Below are 18,507 nucleotides of genomic sequence, written 5' to 3' on the forward strand. Positions count from 1 at the left end.
GCGTCAGGGTGACCCGGGTGGGCGGGGGCTTGGGGGCGCCGCGCACCGCGACCACCGGGCGGTCCTCCTCGTAGACCGCCGGCAGCTCGGGGAACAGCGACGCGATGTGGGTGTCCGGGCCGACGCTGACCAGCGTCACGTCGAACTCCGGTGCCGGCCCCTGCTCGCCCAGGGCCGCCGCCGACGCGCGCAGCTCCTCGGCGTAGCGCTCGGCCGCGCGGTCCACGTCGTCGCCGTCGGGGCCGTCGCTGGCCGGCATCGGGTGCACCCGCGCGGGGTCAAGCGGGATGTGGTCCAGCAGCGCCGCCCGGGCACCGGTCTCGTTGCGCTCGGGGTGGCCGGCGGGCAGGAACCGCTCGTCGCCCCACCAGATGTCCAGCCGCCGCCAGTCGATCGCGTCCCGGGCCGGGGCCGTGGCCAACTCGGCCAGCACGGCGGTGCCCATGCCGCCGCCGGTGAGCACGATGGACGCCGTCCCCCGCGCCGCCTGGGCGTCCACCAGCCGGGTGACGGCCCGCGCCGCCGTGGCCTTGGCGAGCAGGTCGGCGTCCGGATGCACGACGACGGTCGGCGGGGTCGGCGTCACGCGCCCACCCCCGCTCGGTTGAGCAGGCTCGCCATGTGGGTGGCGGTCTGCTCGTAGATCTCGTCGGCGTCGAGCCGGCGCAGCTCCTCGGCGAGCGCTTCGGAGGCGCGGCGCCGGGGCAGCGCCACCGTCTGGTCGGGCTGGTCCGGCCGGGACAGCGTCGCGACCCGCCCGTCCAGCCGCCGCACCGCGATGTCCCCGGCGCCGGTGATCAGGCGCGCCCCGGTGATCCCGGGGCCGTTGGACTCCTTGCGCTCCACCGGGACGTCCAGCTGGTCCGAGAGCCAGGCGGCCAGCAGGTCGGCACTGGGGTAGTAGGGCTCGGCGGTGACCTCGGCGGCGGTCACCCACGCCGACGGCTGGTCCATGGTGGAGGCCAGCAGCGACCGCCACGGAGTGAGCCGGGTCCAGGTCAGGTCGGTGTCGCCCGGCCGGTAGTGCACGATGCGGCTGAGCAGGTCGCCGACCGGGTCGGCGGCGCGCAGCGCGTCCGTGATGCGCCGCTGGGCGAGCCGGCCGACCGGGTCGGCGGCCGGGTTGACCGGGCCGACGCCCGGCCACCACGCCACCACCGGCGCGTCGGGCACCAGCAGCGGCGTGACGACGGAGTCAGCGTGCTCGCCGAGCGGCCCGAACAGCCGGAGCAGCAGCGCCTCGCCCGGTCCCGACGTACCGGGACGGCGGATCTCGGCGTCGATGGCGGGTTCGGCCTCGGGATCGCGGCGGATCAGCGCGAGCACACGGCTCGGGTGCTCCCGGCCGGCCTCGGTGGCGGCCCGCACGGCGTCGTAGTGGTCGGCCTCGTCGGTGACGATGACCAGGGTGAGCACCATGTTCATCGCCCCGCCGCCCACGCTGTGCCGCTCGGCGGCGAGGGCCTCGCTGATCTGCGACGTCGTGGTGCGCGGAAGGTAGAGCGTCATCGGAAGTCCTCCACGGTCCGGGCGGTGGAGCCGGTACGGGCGCTGCCCGGCGCCGCCCGGCGGATGTTCGGCTGCTGCGCGGCGGGCACGCCGCGCCCGCGCCCGGTCACGGCCGCCGCCACTGCCGGCCGTCGCGGGCCAGCAGCTCGTGCGCCGACGCGGGTCCCCAGGCGCCCGACTCGTACTGCTCCGGCCGGCCGTTCTTGGTCCAGAACTCCTCGATCGGATCGAGGATCTTCCAGGACAGCTCGACCTCCTCCTGGCGCGGGAAGAGCGGCGGGTCGCCGATCAGCACGTCCAGGATGAGCCGCTCGTAGGCCTCCGGGCTGGCCTCGGTGAAGGACTGCCCGTAGGTGAAGTCCATGCTGACGTCGCGGACCTCCATGGAGGCGCCCGGCACCTTGGAGCCGAACCGCAGTGTCACGCCCTCGTCCGGCTGGATCCGCAGCACCAGCGAGTTCTGCCCCATCTCCTCGATGTCGGTGTGGCTGAACACCTGGTGCGGCGCCCGCTGGAAGACCAGCGCCACCTCGGTCACCCGGCGGCCGAGCCGCTTGCCGGTGCGCAGGTAGAACGGCACGCCGGCCCACCGGCGGGTGTTCACCCCGAGCTTCATGGCGGCGTAGGTCTCCGTGGTGGAGTCCGGCGGAATGCCGTCCTCCTGGAGGTAGCCCACGACCGGCGCTCCGCCCTGCCAGCCCTCCGCGTACTGACCGCGGGCGGTGCCCTGGGCGAGGTCCTCCGGCAGCGTGACGGCCGACAGCACCTTCTCCTTCTCGGCGCGCAGCGCGTCGGCGCTGAACGACACCGGCTCCTCCATGGCGACCAGCGCGAGCAGCTGGAGCAGGTGGTTCTGGATGACGTCGCGCGCGGCGCCGATGCCGTCGTAGTAGCCGGCCCGGCCGCCCACCCCGATGTCCTCGGCCATGGTGATCTGCACGTGGTCCACGTAGGAGCGGTTCCAGATCGGCTCGAACAGGGTGTTGGCGAACCGCAGCGCCATGATGTTCTGGACGGTCTCCTTGCCCAGGTAGTGGTCGATGCGGAACACCGACTGCGGTGGGAAGACGTCGTCCACCACGGCGTTCAGCTCGCGGGCGCTCTCCAGGTCGTGCCCGAACGGCTTCTCGATGACCACCCGCCGCCAGGACCCGTCCGAGGACTCCGCCAGTCCCGAGCGCTTGAGCTGCTTGACCACCGTGGGGAACAGCTTGGGGGGCAGCGACAGGTAGAACGCGTAGTTGCCGCCGGTGCCGCGGCGCGCGTCGAGTTCCCGGACGGTCTCGGCCAGCCGGTCGAACGCGTCGTCGTCGTGCAGCTCCCCCGGGACGAACCGCACCCCCTCGCTCAGCTGCCGCCACACGTCCTCCCGGAACGGCGTGCGGGCGTGCTGCCGCACCGCCTCGTGCGCCTCGGCGGCGAAGTCCTGGTCCTCCCAGTCGCGCCGGGCGAACCCGACCAGGCCGAACCCGGGCGGAAGCAGGCCGCGGTTCGCGAGGTCGTAGATGGCCGGCAGCAGCTTCTTGCGCGCGAGGTCGCCCGTGACCCCGAACAGCACCAGCACGCTGGGGCCGGCGATGCGCGGCAGCCGCCGGTCCAGGATGTTGCGCAGCGGGTTGGGCACCGCTCCCGGCATCACCGGTTCTTTCACGTCGTCAACTCCCGTGTCTGGTTGGAGCGGGTGGGGTGGCGGGCCGCCGCGGTCCGGGGCGGACCGCGGCGGCCCGGCGGGTCAGGCTTCCAGCTGCTCCAGCGCCTGCCGCAGCCGCGCCAGGCCGGCGGCCCGGTCGCGCAGGTGCAGCCGGACGGCCGGGCGGCCGCGGTCGCTCAGCGCGCCCAGGTCGCCCAGCGCCTGCGCCATCTGCAGCCGTCCGAAGGTGTAGGGGCGGTCCGGCACCGGCAGGTCCGCCACGACGTCCCCGGTGATCTGCAGGAACACGCCGTTCTGCGGACCGCCCTTGTGGTACTGGCCGGTGGAGTGCAGGAAGCGCGGCCCCCAGCCGAACGTCACCGGCCGCGGTGTGCGGGCGGCGAGCACGGGACGCAGATCCGCCGCCGCGGCGTCGCCCACCCGGTCCAGGTAGGCCATCACCGCGAGGTAGCCCGCCTCGGGGACCGCGCGCAGCAGCGTGGTCAGCACGTCGCCGACGTCCTTGGCGCCCTCCAGCAGCGCCACATCGGCGGAGTAGACCTCGATCGCGCCGTCCACGAGCAGCGGCGTCCCCGCGGGCAGCGGGCCGTCACCCGCCCGCTCCAGCAGCGCCTTGGTGTTGTCCTTGGACTCCTGCACGTTGGGCTGGTTGAACGGGTCGATCCCCAGCAGCCGGCCCGCGACCGCCGTCGCGTACTCCCACGCCAGGAACTGCGCCCCCAGCGGGCCCGAGACCAAGGTGTCGGCCAGCTCCACCTGCGGCGTGCCCGACTCGGCGAACGCCACCAGGTGGGTGTCGGGCGCCGGGGTGAACCCGGGCGCGGCGGCCGCCTCGACCACGACCGGCAGCAGGCCGCGGCCGCTCTTGCCGGTGGACTCGGCGACCAGCTGCTCGATCCAGTCGCCCAGCCCCACCGGGGTCGCGCCGGCGAGCACCACCTTGTCGTGCCCGGTGAACCCGCCCAGCGCGGCGCCCAGCTCCAGGGCCGGGTTGCCGGAGTCCGCCGACAGCGAGGGCACCAGGGCGTCGGCCTCGTCCAGCAGGGAGGCGACGTCCACGCCGGCGAGGGCGCTCGGGACCAGGCCGAACGCGGTGAGCGCGCTGTAGCGGCCGCCGACCTCCGGGTCGGCCAGCACGGTGCGGTAGCCGCGCTCGGCCGCGAGTTCGGCCAGCGGGGAGCCGGGGTCGGTCACCACGACGATCCGCTCGGCGGGGTCGATGCCGGCGTCGGTGAAGGCCTGCTCGTAGGCGCGGCGGTGGCTGTCGGTCTCGACGGTGCCGCCGCTCTTGGACGACACCACGAGCACCGTCGTCGCGAGGCGGTCGGCGATCGCCCGGCCGACCTGCTGCGGGTCGGTGGTGTCAAGGGTGGTCAGCTCGGCGCCGCGGGTGGCGGTGATGACCTCCGGGGCCAGCGACGAGCCGCCCATGCCGGCCAGCACGACGTGGTCCAGACCCGCGGCCCGCTTCTCCGCCACCAGGCGGTCCAGCTCGGGCAGCAGCGCGCGCGAGGTACGCGGGAGGTCGACCCAGCCGAGCCGGACGGCCGCCTCGGCTTCGGCCTCGGGCCCCCACAGCGTGGCGTCGCGCGCCGCGAGCCGGGCGGCCGCGCCGTCCTCGGCGAGCCGGGCCTTCGCCGCGTCCGCCGGCGCGCGGACCGCGTCGCGCAGCGTGACCGTGAGGTTCCCCGCGTGTACCTGATCACTGCTCAAAGCGACTGATTCCTTCCTCTGCCTGGTCGTCTGGTCGTCGCCCGCCGCGGTGAGTGGGGACCGGGAGCGGTGCGGCGGCCGGCCGCGCGGTGGGGTGGGCGCACCGCGCCCGCCCGCGCCGGGGACGAGGTCGAGTTCTGCGCGTTGCTCCGGGTACGCCTCCCGGTGGAGGCGTCCCGGTCCGGGAGCGCCGGCACGGCGCCCCCGGGGCCCGCGGCCCCGGTGCCGCGCCGGCTCGGCGGCCCGGGGCTCGCGGACGGACGCGCACGGGCACCCTGTACCCGTGCCGCGCCGGACCTATGCGTTCGCGTCCAGTTGCTGCGACACGCCCCCGAGCAGCCCCTCCCAGGACTTCTCGAACTTCTGCACGCCCTCGTCCTCCAGGAGCCGCACGACGTCGTCGTAATCGACGCCGACCTCGGCCAGCGCGTCGAGGTCAGCCCGCGCCCGCGCGTACGTCCCGCGCACGGTGTCACCGGTGACCTCGCCGTGGTCGGCGGTGGCCTCCAGGGTCGCCTCGGGCATGGTGTTGACCGTGTTCGGCGCGACGAGCTCGGTCACGTAGCGGGTGTCGGAGTAGGCGGGGTCCTTGACACCGGTCGACGCCCACAGCGGGCGCTGCGGCCGGGCGCCGTCGGCCTCCAGCGCCTTCCAGCGCTGCGAGCCGAACACCTCCTCGTAGGCGGCGTAGGCCAGCCGCGCGTTGGCGATGGCGGCCCGGCCGCGCAGCTCGCGGGCCCGGTCGGTGCCGATCGCGTCCAGTCGCTTGTCGATCTCGGCGTCGACCCGGCTGACGAAGAAGGAGGCGACGGAGTGGATGCCGGCGAGGTCGTGGCCGTTGGCGCGGGCCTGCTCCAGCCCGGACAGGAACGCGTCCATCACCTCGCGGTAGCGCTCCAGCGAGAAGATCAGCGTGACGTTGACGCTGATGCCCTCGGCCAGCGCCCGCGTGATGGCCGGCAGCCCCTCGGCGGTGGCCGGGATCTTGATGAACAGGTTCGGGCGGTCCACCAGCCACCACAGCGCGCGCGCCTCGGCGACGGTGCGGTCGGTCTCGCGGGCCAGCCGGGGGTCCACCTCCAGGGAGACGCGGCCGTCCACGCCGCCGGTGGCGTCGTAGACCGGGCGCAGCACGTCGGCGGCCCAGCGGATGTCGTAGGCGGTGATCGCGCGGACGGCCTCGTCCACCGAGACGCCCCGGATCGCGAGGTCGTGCAGCTGCGCGTCGTAGGCGTCGCCCTCCTTGAGGGCCTTCTCGAAGATCGTCGGGTTGGACGTCACTCCGACGACGTCGCGCTCGCGGATCAGTTCGGCGAGGTTGCCGCCGCGCAGCCGCTCGCGGCTGATGTCGTCCAGCCAGACGGCCACGCCTTCGTCGGAGAGCCGCCGCAGCGGGCGGTCGGGGTGCTCGGTCATCGTGACCTCGTTCGTCTCGGTCTGTACTTCGTTACGTTCGGCGCGTCGCCCCACCGAAGGCCGGAGGGTCCTCCCCGTAGGTGGAGGACCCTCCGAACAACCACTAGTTCCCGGTGGTTGTTCCGCTCTCGCCGCCGAGCCGGGCGATGCTCGCGTGCACCGCCGCGACCACCCGGTCGGGGGTGATTCCGAACTGCTCGTAGAGCGTCTGGTACGGGGCGGAGGCGCCGAAGTGCTCCAGGCTCACCGCCTGGCCGGCGTCGCCGATGAACTCCCGCCAGCCGAGCGCGATGCCCGCCTCGACCGAGACGCGGGCCCGCACGTCGCTGGGCAGCACGGTCTGGCGGTACGCCTCGTCCTGCTCGTGGAACCACTCGACGCTCGGCATCGACACGACGCGGGTGGGCGTGCCCTCGGCCTCCAGCCGCTCGCGCGCGGCCAGCGCGATCGCGACCTCGCTACCGGTGGCGATGATGATGGCGCGCGGCGTGCCGCCGCCGGCCTCCGCAAGGACGTAGCCGCCGCGGGTGACGCCCTCGGCGCCCGCCAGCCGTTCGCGGTCCAGGGTGGGCACGTTCTGCCGGGTCAGCGCGAGCGCGGTCGGACGCTCGCCCTTCTCCACGATGGTGCGCCAGGCGACCGCGGTCTCGTTGGCGTCGGCCGGGCGCACGACGTCCAGGCCCGGGATCGCCCGCAGCGCCCACAGGTGCTCCACCGGCTGGTGGGTCGGGCCGTCCTCGCCGAGCCCGATGGAGTCGTGGGTCCACACGTAGGTGACGGGCAGCTTCATGAGCGCGGCCAGCCGCACCGCCGGGCGCATGTAGTCGCTGAACACCAGGAAGGTGCCGCCGTAGGGGCGGGTCGGGCCGTGCAGCGCGATGCCGTTCAGGATCGCGCCCATGCCGTGCTCACGGATGCCGAAGTGCAGGACGCGGCCGAACCGGTTGCCCGAGAACGCCTTGGTCGAGTACTCCTCCGGGATGAACGAGGGCTCGCCCTTGGGCGTGGTGTTGTTGGAGCCCGCGAGGTCGGCCGAGCCGCCCCACAGCTCCGGGAGCACCGGCGCGAGGGCGCTCAGCACCTCGCCGCTGGCCTTGCGGGTGGCCATGCCCTTCTCGCTGGCCGGGAACACCGGGAGCGCGTCCTCCCAGCCCTCGGGCAGCTTGCCGGCGGACAGGCGGTCGAACAGCTCGGCCCGCTCGCCGGCGCCCGAGCGCCAGGCGGACAGCTGCTCGTCCCACGCGCCGCGCTCGGCCCGGCCGCGCCGCACGGCGGCGCGGGTGTGCGCCAGCAGCTCCTCCGGCACGTCGAACCGGGCGTCGGGGTCGAGGCCGAGCACCTGCTTGGTGGCGGCCACCTCCTCCGCGCCGATCGCGGCGCCGTGGATGCCGCCGGTGTTCTGCTTGTTGGGCGCCGGCCAGCCGATGATGGTCCGCAGCCGGATGAACGACGGCCGCTCGGTCTCGGCCTGCGCGGCCAGGATGGCGCGGTACAGCGCCTCGACGTCCTCGTGGTAGGCGCCGCCGTCGGTCCAGTCGATCTCCTGGACGTGCCAGCCGTAGGCGGCGTAGCGCGCGGCCACGTCCTCGGAGAACGCGATCTGGGTGTCGTCCTCGATCGAGATGTGGTTGTCGTCGTAGATGAGGACGAGGTTGCCGAGCTTCTGCGTCCCGGCCAGCGCGCTCGCCTCGTGGGAGACGCCCTCCTGCACGTCGCCGTCGGAGCAGATGGCGTACACGAAGTGGTCGAAGGGGCTCTCCCCGGGGGCGGACTCGGGGTCGAACAGGCCCCGCTCGCGGCGGGCGGCCATCGCCATGCCCACCGCGTTGCCGACGCCCTGGCCGAGCGGGCCCGTGGTGGTCTCCACGCCGGCGGTGTGCCCGTACTCGGGGTGGCCGGGGGTGAGGCTGTCCCACTGGCGCAGCCGCTTGAGGTCGTCGAGGCCCAGGCCGTAGCCGGCGAGGAAGAGCTGGATGTAGAGGGTCAGGCTGGAGTGGCCGCACGACAGCACGAAGCGGTCCCGGCCGATCCAGGTCGGCTCGCTCGGGTCGTGCCGCATCACCTTCTGGAACAGCAGGTAGGCCGCCGGCGCGAGGCTCATCGCGGTCCCGGGGTGGCCGGAGCCCGCCTCCTCGACCGCGTCCATCGCGAGGGCGCGGACCACGTCGACGGCGCGTTGGTCCAGCTCCGACCACTCAAGGGTCCTCGAGGTGTCGATGTTCACGCGGGCTCAGGGCTCCTTTCACGCATCCAGGCCATCACGGGCGTGCCGCCCGCAGAACGTGAATGTGGGTTGTGGATTGTGCGTCGGCCCGGTCTCGCCGGGCGGGAGCGCCGGCGGCGCGGCTGACCGGGGGGAATCTGCTCCCGCCGGAGCGCGCTCCCGGAGCTGGACTCGACAGGGACGACCTCCTGCGAGCCTATCGCCCCGGCCGGTGGTCCGGTCGTCCGACGCGTGCCTCCAGACGGGGCCGGACAGCGGCCGGAACGGGGCACGCGGCCCTCGCGGGAGCGGCGGGGCGGCGGGCCCGTGGCATGCTGGGACGGCGCGGCGGGCCGCCGCGGGCGGGCCCCGCCGGGCGTGCGCGCGGTGCGGCGGCGGCACCGGCACAGCTCAGCGTCGGTGCGCCGCGGACCGCCCCCGGGGAGGGGTGCGCCGCGGCAAGTACTACAGTATGTCGTTGACCGGGTTTTGCGGAGTCTTGACGCGAGCATGTCGAGGCGGATCCGCGGGCCGGCTGTGGCGAGCAGTGACGATTCCCTAAATTCCTCAGAGGTTCAGCGTGTCTGTGTCCGTAGATCGGATGTCTCCCGCCGCGCGTGCCGCGTCGCGCGGACGATGGACCGAACGGCAGGTGAGCGCCGCGCGCCCCCGCGCCGCCCGGTGCGCGGCGGCCCGAGCCGACCGGTCCGGCACGCGACGGCGCTGATGACATTGCTGAACCGATCCCCGCACTCCGCCCAGGCCGGCTCCGCCGAGTCCCGCGACGAGCCCGCCGCCGGGCCGCCGACCTTCGGCGGCTACGTGCGCGCCTACATCGCGCTGTCCAAGCCGCGCGTGATCGAGCTGCTGCTCATCACCACCATCCCGGTGATGTTCGTGGCGGCCGGCGGCGTGCCGCCGCTCGGCACCGCCGTGGCCACGCTGGTCTTCGGCGCGATGTCGGCCGCCAGCGCCAACGCGCTCAACTGCTACTTCGACCGCGACATCGACCAGGAGATGCGCCGCACCCGGCGCCGCCCGGCCGCCATGCAGCTCGTCACCCCGCGCGGGGCCGTGCTCTACGGCCTGGCGCTCGGGGTGGTCTCCACGGTGGGCTTCGCCGCCCTCGTCAACTGGCTGTCGGCGGCGCTGTCGCTGTTCGCGATCCTGTTCTACCTGCTCGTCTACACGCTGCTGCTGAAGCGCCGGACCGCGCAGAACGTGGTGTGGGGCGGGATCGCCGGCTGCATGCCGGTGCTGATCGGCTGGTCCGGCATCACCAACTCGCTGGACTGGGCGCCGTTCGTGCTGTTCCTGGTGGTGTTCTTCTGGACGCCGCCGCACACGTGGGCCCTGGCGATGCGCTACCGCGAGGACTACGCGGCGGCGAACGTGCCCATGCTCCCCGTGGTGGCCGGTGACCGCCGGGTCGTGCTGGAGTGCGTGCTCTACAGCTGGGCGACGGTGCTGGTCTCGCTCGCGCTGTGGCCGGTCGCGGGCACGACGCTCTTCTACCCGCTGGCCGCCCTCGTGCTCGGCGGCATCCTGCTGGTCCAGGCGCACCGCCTGCTCAACCGGGTCCGCGCCGGCGTCACCGGCGCCCAGCTGAAGACCATGGGCTTCTTCCACCTGTCCAACGCCTACCTCGCGCTGCTGTTCTCCGCGGTGACCATCGACCCGCTGCTCGCCAACCTGCTCGCCTGACGCCGACCCCGGCCCTCCCGCGGCCGGGCGCGCCGGAACACCGGCCGCGCCCGGCCGCGCTTCTGTCACACGACAGCGGTATATCTGGCGACATGTCCTCGCAACCCCCCTCTACCGTGGAGCTCGCCTGGGTCGACGGCCCGGACGGGTACTCCCTCGGGCTGGACGGCACCACGCTCGTGTGCCGCAACCCGAAGGGCCGCCAGCTGAAATCGGTCCCCAAGAAAGTGCGGGAATCGGCCGAGGCCGAGCAACTCGCCGACCTGGTCCGGTGGCTGGAGCGCCACCAGCAGGAGTGCCGGCGGCAGGTGGAGTCCTGGCTGCTCGGCTCGCTGCCGGTGCCCGCCGCCACCGTCGCCGCGGTGTGGCCGGACCCGACCTGGCGCGACCTGCTGGCCGACCTGTTCGTCGCCCCGGTGTCCGCCTCCGGTGAACCGGACACCAATACCGGGGGCTTCCTGCGCGGCGTGGACGAGCAGGGCAGGCTCGGCGTCCTGGACCTCGACGCGGAGAGCGTCTGGCTGAGCGCCGAGCGCGTGGTGGTCGCGCATCCGGTCCGGATCCCCGACCTGGAGGACGTCCGGGACTTCGCCGCGGAGCTCGGCATCGAGCAGCGCGTGCCCCAACTCACCCGCGAGGTGTACCGCCGGGCCGGCGACCTGTCCCCGGGCGCCACCAGGGTGACCGCCTACGCCGGGGGCCGGTTCGGTGAGCTCCGGGACGCCGTCAGCCGCGCCCGGCGGCTGGGCTTCGCGGTGCGCGGCGGTTACGCGGTGTGCCGCACCGTCGACGCGGGCCGGTACGTGCAGGCGCGGTACTGGCTCGGCTCCGACAGCCCCGACGCTCCCACGTCCACCGGCGACCTGCTCTGGGTGGACGCCGACGAGCGCCCCCTGCCGGTGGGCGAGGTCGGACCGGTCGCCTGGTCCGAGGGCGTCCGCATGGCCGAGACCATCCACGCCGGCGCGGCCGGCAGCGGTGACAGCGAGGAGAACGCGTGACCACCACCGGCAACCGGCCCGCCGCGGCGCAGACCGAGGCACTGCTCGACGCCGGGCTCGCCCCGCTCGCCGAGCCGCCCGCGGACACCGCGACCGACGAGGTCCGCGCCCGCCGCTACACCCACCCGGCGCTGCCCGGACGGCCGGTCGTCCGACTGGCCGCCGACACCCTGGCGCCGGCCGAGGACGCCGCGATGCGGCACTTCGGCTTCCACGAGCCCGAGACCTCCGACCCGCTCGCGCTCACCCGTCCCCGTGGACTGGGCTACCCGGAGTGGGCGCTCGTCCATGACCGCGGCAACGCCAACGCCGCACTGGCGGCCGTGCGCCCGATGGAGCGCGCGGCCAAGCTCGCGCACGCGCGGCCCGGCGCGGCCGCCGAGGCGTTCGGCGAGATCGCCGCCACCCTGCCGCACACCCACCTGGCGGCCTTCTGGGAGCAGGCCGGCCGCGCCTTCCTGGCCGGCGGCAGCCCCAGCCAGGCCAGCATCATGTTCGGCCGCGCCCGCGAGGCCGAGCGCGTGTACAGCATCCCCGTCGACGAGGCCACCCGCCGCGAAGCCGTCCTGGAGTTCGCGTTCGCCGGCGCGCTCAGCGTCAAGGCGCTCGCCGGGTACGCCGCCGACCTGGCCCGCGGCTACGAGCCGGGCGCGGCCTACGAGCAGTTCCGGGAGCTGGCGCTGCGCCGCACCCTCGGCGGCCTGCCGCCGTGGGCCGAGATGCCCGCGCAACTGCGCTCCCTCGCCCGCGCCGCCGGACGGGACCCCGCCGCGGAGGAGGCGCGGACGCTGCGCGAACTGCTGGAGATGCCCGCCACCGCGTCGGCACCCGCCGGGTTCTGGCGCAAGTGCCGCGCCAGCCTCGTGGCGCTCGCCGCCGGCGACCCCGCGGTGCGCGGCCTGCTGCTGGAGCTGTTCCCCACGTCCGAGACCGCGGGTTTCCACGGCTGGTGGCTGGAGCTGCTGGACGACTGCGGTGCCCTGGCCGACCTCGCCGACCCCGCGGCCGGGATCCCCGGTGGCGCGGCCGCGTGGCTGTCGCGCATGGTGGGGCACGTCCGCAGCGGCCGGGAGGCCACCCCGGCGCGGCTGCACGAGCTGGTTCCCCGGATCGCCGGGCGGCTGGCGGCCGACGGCGTGCCGGTCCGGGTGGACGGCACCCGTGGAAGGGGCGCCGGCCCGGTCGAGCTCGACCTGCTCGACCTGTGCCTGGCCCATGCCGTGCCCGTCGCGGCCCCGCGCGAGGGACAGCGGCTCGGCCTCGACCACTGGCTGCACGGCGAGCGCGAGGCAGAGCGCCGCGACCTCGCCGCCGTCGCGGCGGATGCGCGCTGGAGCCCCCTGCTGGTCCCGGCGGTCCGTTCCTACGCCACCAGCCGCAAGGCCGACGCGCTTCTCGGTCTCCCCGTCCTGCGCCCCCTCGCCACGGCCTACCTCGACGGGCTGGTCGACCGCCTCGCGGGCGGTGGCGTGGGCGCCGCCCGCCAGACGCTGGAGGCGCTGGGCATGTCGGTCAGCCCCTCGGTGCTCGCCGGACTGCCCGGCCGCCGGGAGGCCCTGGCGGCGGCCGACTACGCGCAGGTGCTCGCCCGCACGCTGCGCGGCGGCATCCTCGACGAGTACGGCTGGGACGCGCTCGACGAGGCCGCCCGCGAACTCCTCGGCACCGGGCAGCAGCGTCCGGAGCTCTCTGCCGTCTCCTCATGGCCGGTGCTCACCCTGTGCACCCCCGCCAGGGCGATCGCGGTGGACGGCAGCGGCCGGGTGGCCGAGCACGCCCTCCGGTTGCCTGCGGGCGCCCGCAAGCCCACGGCGGTGTACACCGGGGGCCAGTTCCTCGTCTGCTACACGGTCGCCGGCCAGACCCACATGTACTGGTCGAGCGACCCCGGGACCGTGATCAGCGAGCCGGACAGCAGCCTGAGCTACCGGTGGCAGAACCCGTGGCACCGGGCGCTCGGCGCCGCGCAGCTCACCGCCGAGGGCATCCGGTGGGCCGGCGGGCGGGCGCTGTCCCCCGGGGAGCGGCCGGACGGGGCGGACCGGTACGTGCTCTCCGACGGCGCCACCCACTGGCGGGTGGCCGGCGAGACGGGCCTCGAGATCGACCCGGTCACCGGGGAGGAGGGACGGGCCAGCCTGCCGGCCTTCCTGGAGGACCTTCCGCTGCGGCCGGGAGAGCGGCTCCAGCTGCACTCCTCCACGCTGGCGCCGCTGCCCGAAGGAGGCGAGGGCAGCCCGCTCGGGCACGCGGACGGGCTGGTCGGGTCCGCCGTGCTGCGCGGCCCCACCGACACCGGCGGCGAGGCGGCCTACCGGATCGTCGGCGTCGACGGGCGGACGGCCGAACTCTCCTGGAGCTTCCCGCGAGGGGTCGTCCTGTCGCCCTGGGGTGTGGTGCGCTACCCGGGCGGTGGCGAGCTGGGGATCCTCTCGGGCACCAACGTCGTCGTCCTGCACGCCAGCGACGGCTCCGGACCGCTCTGGGACGCGCACGCCGGCGCCTACGACGACTACACCGGCCAGTGGGGGACCCCCTTCGTGCCGGACCCGGTCTTCTGGCACCACCTGCGGCCCCGCGACACCGCGGCGTCGGCCGTGCTGCGCTCCGCCACCCGTGAGCAGGCGGCCAGGCTGCTGGAGACCGCGCGGGCCGAGATCGGCGACGACCTCAGCAGGACCGACACGCCGATCACGGCCAAGGCCGTCGCCGAACTCCTGGGCGGCGACCCGCACCCCGGAGTGCTCGCGGGCGCGGCCGGCACGGTGGTCGCCACCGCGCGCGAGGTGCTCCGGCGCGACCGGTTCACGCGCCAGATGGCCGTCGAGCCGGTGCGCGAGGTCCGGGTGAACTCCCACGAGCTCGGCCTGGCGCTCGGCGGGATGGTGGACAAGGGCTCGTGGCCCGGGCACGACACCGTCGGCCAGATCGGGCACACGCACGCCTTCCTGACCGGCGCGATCGATCCGGACACCGCGGTGGATCAGCCGAAGGCCGGGCTGGACTGGACCGAGCTGGTGGGGCGGATCGGCGGCGCGGCCTGGCGGACACTCGTCCCCGGCGTCAGCGAGTCGCAGCGCACCGCGCTGCGCGGCCTGCTCGACACCTGGTCGGCCACGTGCTTCGCCGACCCCGAGGCGCGGCTGGCGCGCGGACGGGTCTTCGTCGAATCCGGGGGCGCCTGGTACACGGCGGCCGTGGACCCGGCCGCCCCGGACCACCGCCGGGTCGATCTGGCGGTCGACATCCCCGCCTGGGACATCACGCAGCGTTACGGGCGCAAGGGGTTCGTGCGCCGCTACGTCGAGATCGGCTCCGGTGACCTGCCCGCGCCGGTGGGGCGCACACTCGTGGACCGGGAGGAGCCCGCGTTCCGGTGGGGGACCGCCGCTCAGCTCCGCGCGCTGCTCGACGGCCTCGACGCGCAGGGGCCGCTGGAGTGGGACCTCGAAGCGGCGGGCGTGCTCGCCGAGCGCGCCGGCCTGTCCGCGGGCGCCGCCGCGCTGCTCCTCGCGGGCTGGCCGAAGGGAAGAGGGTGGCACGCCGACATCTACGGCGCGGAACTGCGCGCTCTCCTCGGACTCAAGACGGCCGAGGCGCAGGCCGCGCAGGACGAAATGAACGGGATCAGCGGGGCCGACCTGCTCGACCTGTACAGTGCCGCGCTCCCCGGTACGCCGGAGGAGATCGCCGCGTTGTGGCGGCCCGGCGGGCTGCGCGAGCTGGCGGAGCGGCTCGCCGCGGCGTGGGTCGGGCGGTTCGGGCGCAGGACGCCGCTGCCCACCGAGACCGTCGTCGCCGCGCAGGCCCTGCTCGGGGCGGACGGCGTGCACCGCCGGCTGGAACTCGTGCGCTCCCCGGACGAGGTCGGCGTGCTGACGGAGGGCGGCCGTTCATGGCTGGCCGTCGACGACGACGGCCGGGTCGTCCTGCAGCACGAGGGCGCGCCGCTGGACAGGGTCCTCGCCAGCCTGGGCATCCTGCTGCCGTGGTGCTACGCGGAACTGCCGCCCGCCGACCCGGTGCGCCTTGGCGCTCCACGGGCGCTGGAGCTGCTGCGTGAGCGCCTGGCCGATCCGGAACTGCTGGTGTGGGCCGGCCACGTGCGCTCGGGTGGGGAGCGGCGGAGCGCCTTTGAGGCGGCGTTCGGCCCCGCGCCGTACCGGGCCCCGGGCGGCGCGGAACTGCCCGAGCCGTGTTACGACGACGGCCTCACCGTGCTCTACGCGGGGCGCGGGGAGATGCGGCTGTGGTTCCGCCCGGCGCTGCTCGGCGACGACCGGCGCAGCCGGCTGCTGCGCGCCATGGTGGCCGACCACGCGTGGGGCGGCTGCCTGGACTCCGTCGACCTGCTGCGCAGGCCCGGCTACGGCGCGATGGCCGACCGTATCTCGGCGGCGGGGCCGGACGGCGACTTCGACGCCGACCCGGCTGCCTGCGTACCCGCACTGGTGGCCGAGACCGCCGCCGCGCACGGTATCGCCGACGATGCGGCGCGGCTCTACCTCCAGCTGCTCGCGGTCCTGGAACCCACCGACCGCAGGGTCCGCGCGTGGAACGGCTGGACCGCGGCCCGGCATCGGAAGGCCGAGGAGCAGCTCGTGGACCGCGGGCTCGTGGTGCGCGCCAAGCGCTCCCGCGCCGGCCGCTCGCTGTTCCTCCCGGGCGGCTGGGTCACCGCGAAGTCGCCGAACCTGCCGTTCGAGACGTGGAAGCTGCCGCTCTACGACCTGCGGACCGGCAACGCGGGCCAGCCGACCGGGCCGCTGTCCCGGTTCCTGCCGCTGCGCCCCTATCCGGAGCTGTTCACCGCGGCCGCCGAACGCGTCGCGAGGGGGGACGGGCCGGAGTAGCACCACCGCCACCCCGGCCGGGACGCGCGGTGCGACCGCCGCGCTCGTCCCGGCCGGGGCCGGCTTCTCCAGCGGGGTACGGCCGTCCTGTGGGAGGAGGCCGGGGACGGCTGGTGAGCGGCAGCGGCCGGTCAGCGGCGGCGGCAGCCGATGTCGCTGGATCGCCTGACCGACTGCCGCCCCCCGGGACGTGCAGTGGCCGGCTGCCGGGCGGAGCGGGGGAAGCGGCGAGGGTTGGTGGGCGGTGCCCGGCGTCGGACGTGGCCGCCGCCGAGGGCGGCGAGCAGGGCGCGGCCCGGAAGCCGGCGTCGGGATCGCGGCGTCGCTCGGCGCACCGCGTGCCGAGGCGGCGGTGCCACTGAGGGCCCGCCGCCACAGGGCGGTCCGCCGCGAGGGCTGTCACTGCCGCTCGATAGGCGGGTTCTCGCCGGGCCGCACCGCCTCGGCGGCCGACCGGCCCGGTTTCCGGGACCTGGGGCGGGCGCCGCGTCCCGCTGGTTGCGCGGTCAGTCCGCGGTGAGGAAGTCCAGTACGGCGCGGCTGGCGGTGGCGCGGAACTCCTCGAAGTACGCGTGCCGGGCGCCCTCGATGAGGTGCGTCCGGGCGTCAGGAATGCGCTCGCCGAGGAGGCGGGCGTTCGCGACCGGGGTGAGCAGGTCGTCGGTGCCGTGCAGGACGAGGGTGGCCGCGCCGATCTCCGGGAGGCGGTCCCAGGCGTCGTGGCGCTCGCTCGCGAGCAGGTGGCCGCGCCGGGCGTGCGACGGCATGCCCGGGTCGCCGAGCGTGCCGTGGTGGCCGGGGTGGGCGGCCTGCCACGCGGGCGTGTACATCAGGTCGACCAGGGCCCGCCGGGCGGCGTCGCGGTCCGGGCCGGCCAGCGACCTGCGGACCGCCATCGTCCGCTCGACGGCGTGCGGGCCGCCCGGCGAGGTGCAGCCGAGGACCAGCCGCCGGACGCGCGCGGGGTGGCGGACGGCGATCCACTGCGCGGTCCGGCCGCCCATGGACGTGCCGTACACGTCGGCGCGCTCGACCCCCAGCTCGTCCAGCACGGCGACGGCGTCCTCGGCGAACAGCGGCGTGCTGTACGGCACGTCCGGCGCGTCGCTGTCCCCGGTGCCGCGGTAGTCGAGGGTGACCGTGGTGCGGGCGGCGGTGAAGTCGCCGCGCACGGAGTCCCACCAGTGGTGGTTGTTGGCCTGCCCGGCCAGCAGCAGCAGGGGCGGGCCCGACCCCTCGACCTGGAAGGCGATCTGCGCGCCGTCAGGGCCCTTCGCGAAGCTGGTCATCGCTGGAAGAGTCTAGATCAGCGGCCGCTCCGCCGGCCCCGGCGGGGCTCGACGGGCGTGTGCGGCCGCCGCCGTCGGCCCCGCCCGGGACGGACAGCGGCGGAGGGCCTCCCGCCGGGGCACGGCCGGCGCTGCCGGTCCGCACCGGCGCCCGCGGCCCCGCAGCCGAGACCAGGGTGTGGAGGCACGGACCGCGCGGATCGGTGTGCGGGCGGCCGGCCGCGAGAGCAGGGACGGCCGGCCACTGGTACCACGGGAGGGGCGCGGGGAACACTGTCTCGGCATCTCCTGCCGCCATCGTGGGCGGGCGCTGCCTCCGTCCCGGGGCACCGGGATCGGGACTGGTCCGCGTCGCCGCCCCGGGTTCGGTTGCGCGGCAGAGCGGCCGGGCCGTGGTGGTGACCGCCCCGGCAGCGGGATTGTCCGGGCTGCCTGGGTCGAGAGTGGGACCCGAGTCGCGGACGCGTGACCGCGCGCCTCGGCCTCTACGCGGGGCCGCACGGCCTTCGCGGACCAGATGAGCAGTTCCGATGCGTGGTGGGTGTCCAGGCATCAAGAGAGGGCGTCCAAGACCGAGTTGTGACGCAAGACCTGGACACCCTCCTCGCGGGGCTCTACGTGAAAATCGACGACCGACTGGAGGTGGACCGGGTCGACGAGCGCGGCGTGCTGGCCGCGATGCTCCCCGCAGATCCGGACCTGGCCGCCGACCGGCCCGGGCTGCTACTGATCGCCGACCACGGCTTCGCTTTCGAGGCGTTGGAGGCCGGGCTCGCCGAACAGGGGGTCACGCTGCCGCCGCCCTCTTCCAAGCGCGAGCGGCCCCCGCCCCTGCGGGCACCTGTTCCAAGGAGTGCGGCAGTTGGTCGAGTCAGTCCACGACCCCCTCACAGGCCAACCCGGCCTACAACGCCACGGCGGGCGGACCTTCGATGGCCTCACAGTCTCACGGTCCGAGTCGGCCAGCGGACCCTGGCCATGGCCGCGGTGATCCGGCACCACCACACCGGCGCACCGGTGGCCAGATCCCTGACCGCCTACGACCACCCACCGCAGAGGAATCACTCGTCTAGATCGTTGATGGGGGTTCCTCAATGGTCGTAAGCCACGAGCGAGCGTTTGACCGGCGCTCCGATCAGCCAGTTGTGCCAGATCGCGGCGTTGAGGG

General features: G+C 75.0%; 10 protein-coding genes. 3 read left to right on the forward strand and 7 right to left on the reverse strand.

The genetic code is table 11. The annotated features are described in order from the left end of the window. The 6 genes from pgl to tkt all read right to left on the reverse strand — a co-directional run. Positions 1-586, reverse strand: a 586-nt coding sequence (gene pgl, locus DEF28_RS19480) for a 6-phosphogluconolactonase (protein WP_114446193.1), incomplete at its 3' end; no start/stop codon positions are given. Continuing rightward, complete coding sequence (locus DEF28_RS19485) at positions 583-1,509, reverse strand: glucose-6-phosphate dehydrogenase assembly protein OpcA (protein ID WP_114399104.1); 927 nt, start codon at positions 1,507-1,509, stop codon at positions 583-585. The genes DEF28_RS19485 and pgl, both read right to left, overlap by 4 nt. Positions 1,510-1,615: 106 nt before the next feature. After that, positions 1,616-3,145, reverse strand: coding sequence for a glucose-6-phosphate dehydrogenase (gene zwf, locus DEF28_RS19490; RefSeq protein WP_114399105.1), 1,530 nt, complete (start codon positions 3,143-3,145; stop codon positions 1,616-1,618). Positions 3,146-3,241: 96 nt separating this feature from the next. Continuing rightward, positions 3,242-4,873, reverse strand: coding sequence for a glucose-6-phosphate isomerase (locus tag DEF28_RS19495; protein WP_114399106.1), 1,632 nt, complete (start codon positions 4,871-4,873; stop codon positions 3,242-3,244). 297 nt (positions 4,874-5,170) lie between these two features. After that, positions 5,171-6,289, reverse strand: a complete 1,119-nt coding sequence (gene tal / locus DEF28_RS19505; protein ID WP_114399108.1) for a transaldolase — start codon at positions 6,287-6,289, stop codon at positions 5,171-5,173. Between the two features lie 103 nt (positions 6,290-6,392). Next, the gene (tkt, locus tag DEF28_RS19510) at positions 6,393-8,513 is read right to left on the reverse strand and encodes a transketolase (protein WP_114399109.1); all 2,121 of its coding nucleotides are present in this window, start codon (positions 8,511-8,513) and stop codon (positions 6,393-6,395) included. Positions 8,514-9,218: 705 nt separating this feature from the next. Between tkt and DEF28_RS19515 the strand changes: the two genes are divergently transcribed. From DEF28_RS19515 to DEF28_RS19525, 3 genes are all read left to right on the forward strand, one after another. Further along, a complete protein-coding gene (locus tag DEF28_RS19515; protein ID WP_114399113.1) occupies positions 9,219-10,196 on the forward strand; it encodes a heme o synthase in 978 nt (325 codons plus the stop codon). A gap of 92 nt (positions 10,197-10,288) precedes the next feature. Further along, positions 10,289-11,197, forward strand: a complete 909-nt coding sequence (locus tag DEF28_RS19520; protein ID WP_114399110.1) for a DUF4132 domain-containing protein — start codon at positions 10,289-10,291, stop codon at positions 11,195-11,197. Then, positions 11,194-16,050: a hypothetical protein gene (locus DEF28_RS19525; protein ID WP_114399111.1), complete on the forward strand. Its 4,857-nt coding sequence runs from the start codon at positions 11,194-11,196 to the stop codon at positions 16,048-16,050. Before DEF28_RS19520 ends, DEF28_RS19525 begins: the two co-directional genes overlap by 4 nt. A 506-nt stretch (positions 16,051-16,556) precedes the next feature. Here the strand turns inward: DEF28_RS19525 and DEF28_RS19530 are convergent. Continuing rightward, the gene (locus DEF28_RS19530; protein WP_114399112.1) at positions 16,557-17,339 is read right to left on the reverse strand and encodes an alpha/beta fold hydrolase; all 783 of its coding nucleotides are present in this window, start codon (positions 17,337-17,339) and stop codon (positions 16,557-16,559) included. Positions 17,340-18,507: the final 1,168 nt, after the last annotated feature.

The sequence above is a fragment of the Marinitenerispora sediminis genome (assembly GCF_003336425.1).
In the GTDB taxonomy this organism is placed as follows: Bacteria; Actinomycetota; Actinomycetes; order Streptosporangiales; family Streptosporangiaceae; genus Marinitenerispora; species Marinitenerispora sediminis.

What these genes read in the sequence shown, in the direction of transcription:
- DEF28_RS19485 (WP_114399104.1), bottom strand. Translation starts at nt 1,509, where the DNA reads ATGACGCTCTACCTTCCGCGCACCACGACGTCGCAGATCAGCGAGGCC.
- zwf (WP_114399105.1), bottom strand. Translation starts at nt 3,145, where the DNA reads ATGCCGGGAGCGGTGCCCAACCCGCTGCGCAACATCCTGGACCGGCGG.
- tal (WP_114399108.1), bottom strand. Translation starts at nt 6,289, where the DNA reads ATGACCGAGCACCCCGACCGCCCGCTGCGGCGGCTCTCCGACGAAGGC.
- DEF28_RS19515 (WP_114399113.1), top strand. Translation starts at nt 9,219, where the DNA reads ATGACATTGCTGAACCGATCCCCGCACTCCGCCCAGGCCGGCTCCGCC.
- DEF28_RS19520 (WP_114399110.1), top strand. Translation starts at nt 10,289, where the DNA reads ATGTCCTCGCAACCCCCCTCTACCGTGGAGCTCGCCTGGGTCGACGGC.
- DEF28_RS19530 (WP_114399112.1), bottom strand. Translation starts at nt 17,339, where the DNA reads ATGACCAGCTTCGCGAAGGGCCCTGACGGCGCGCAGATCGCCTTCCAG.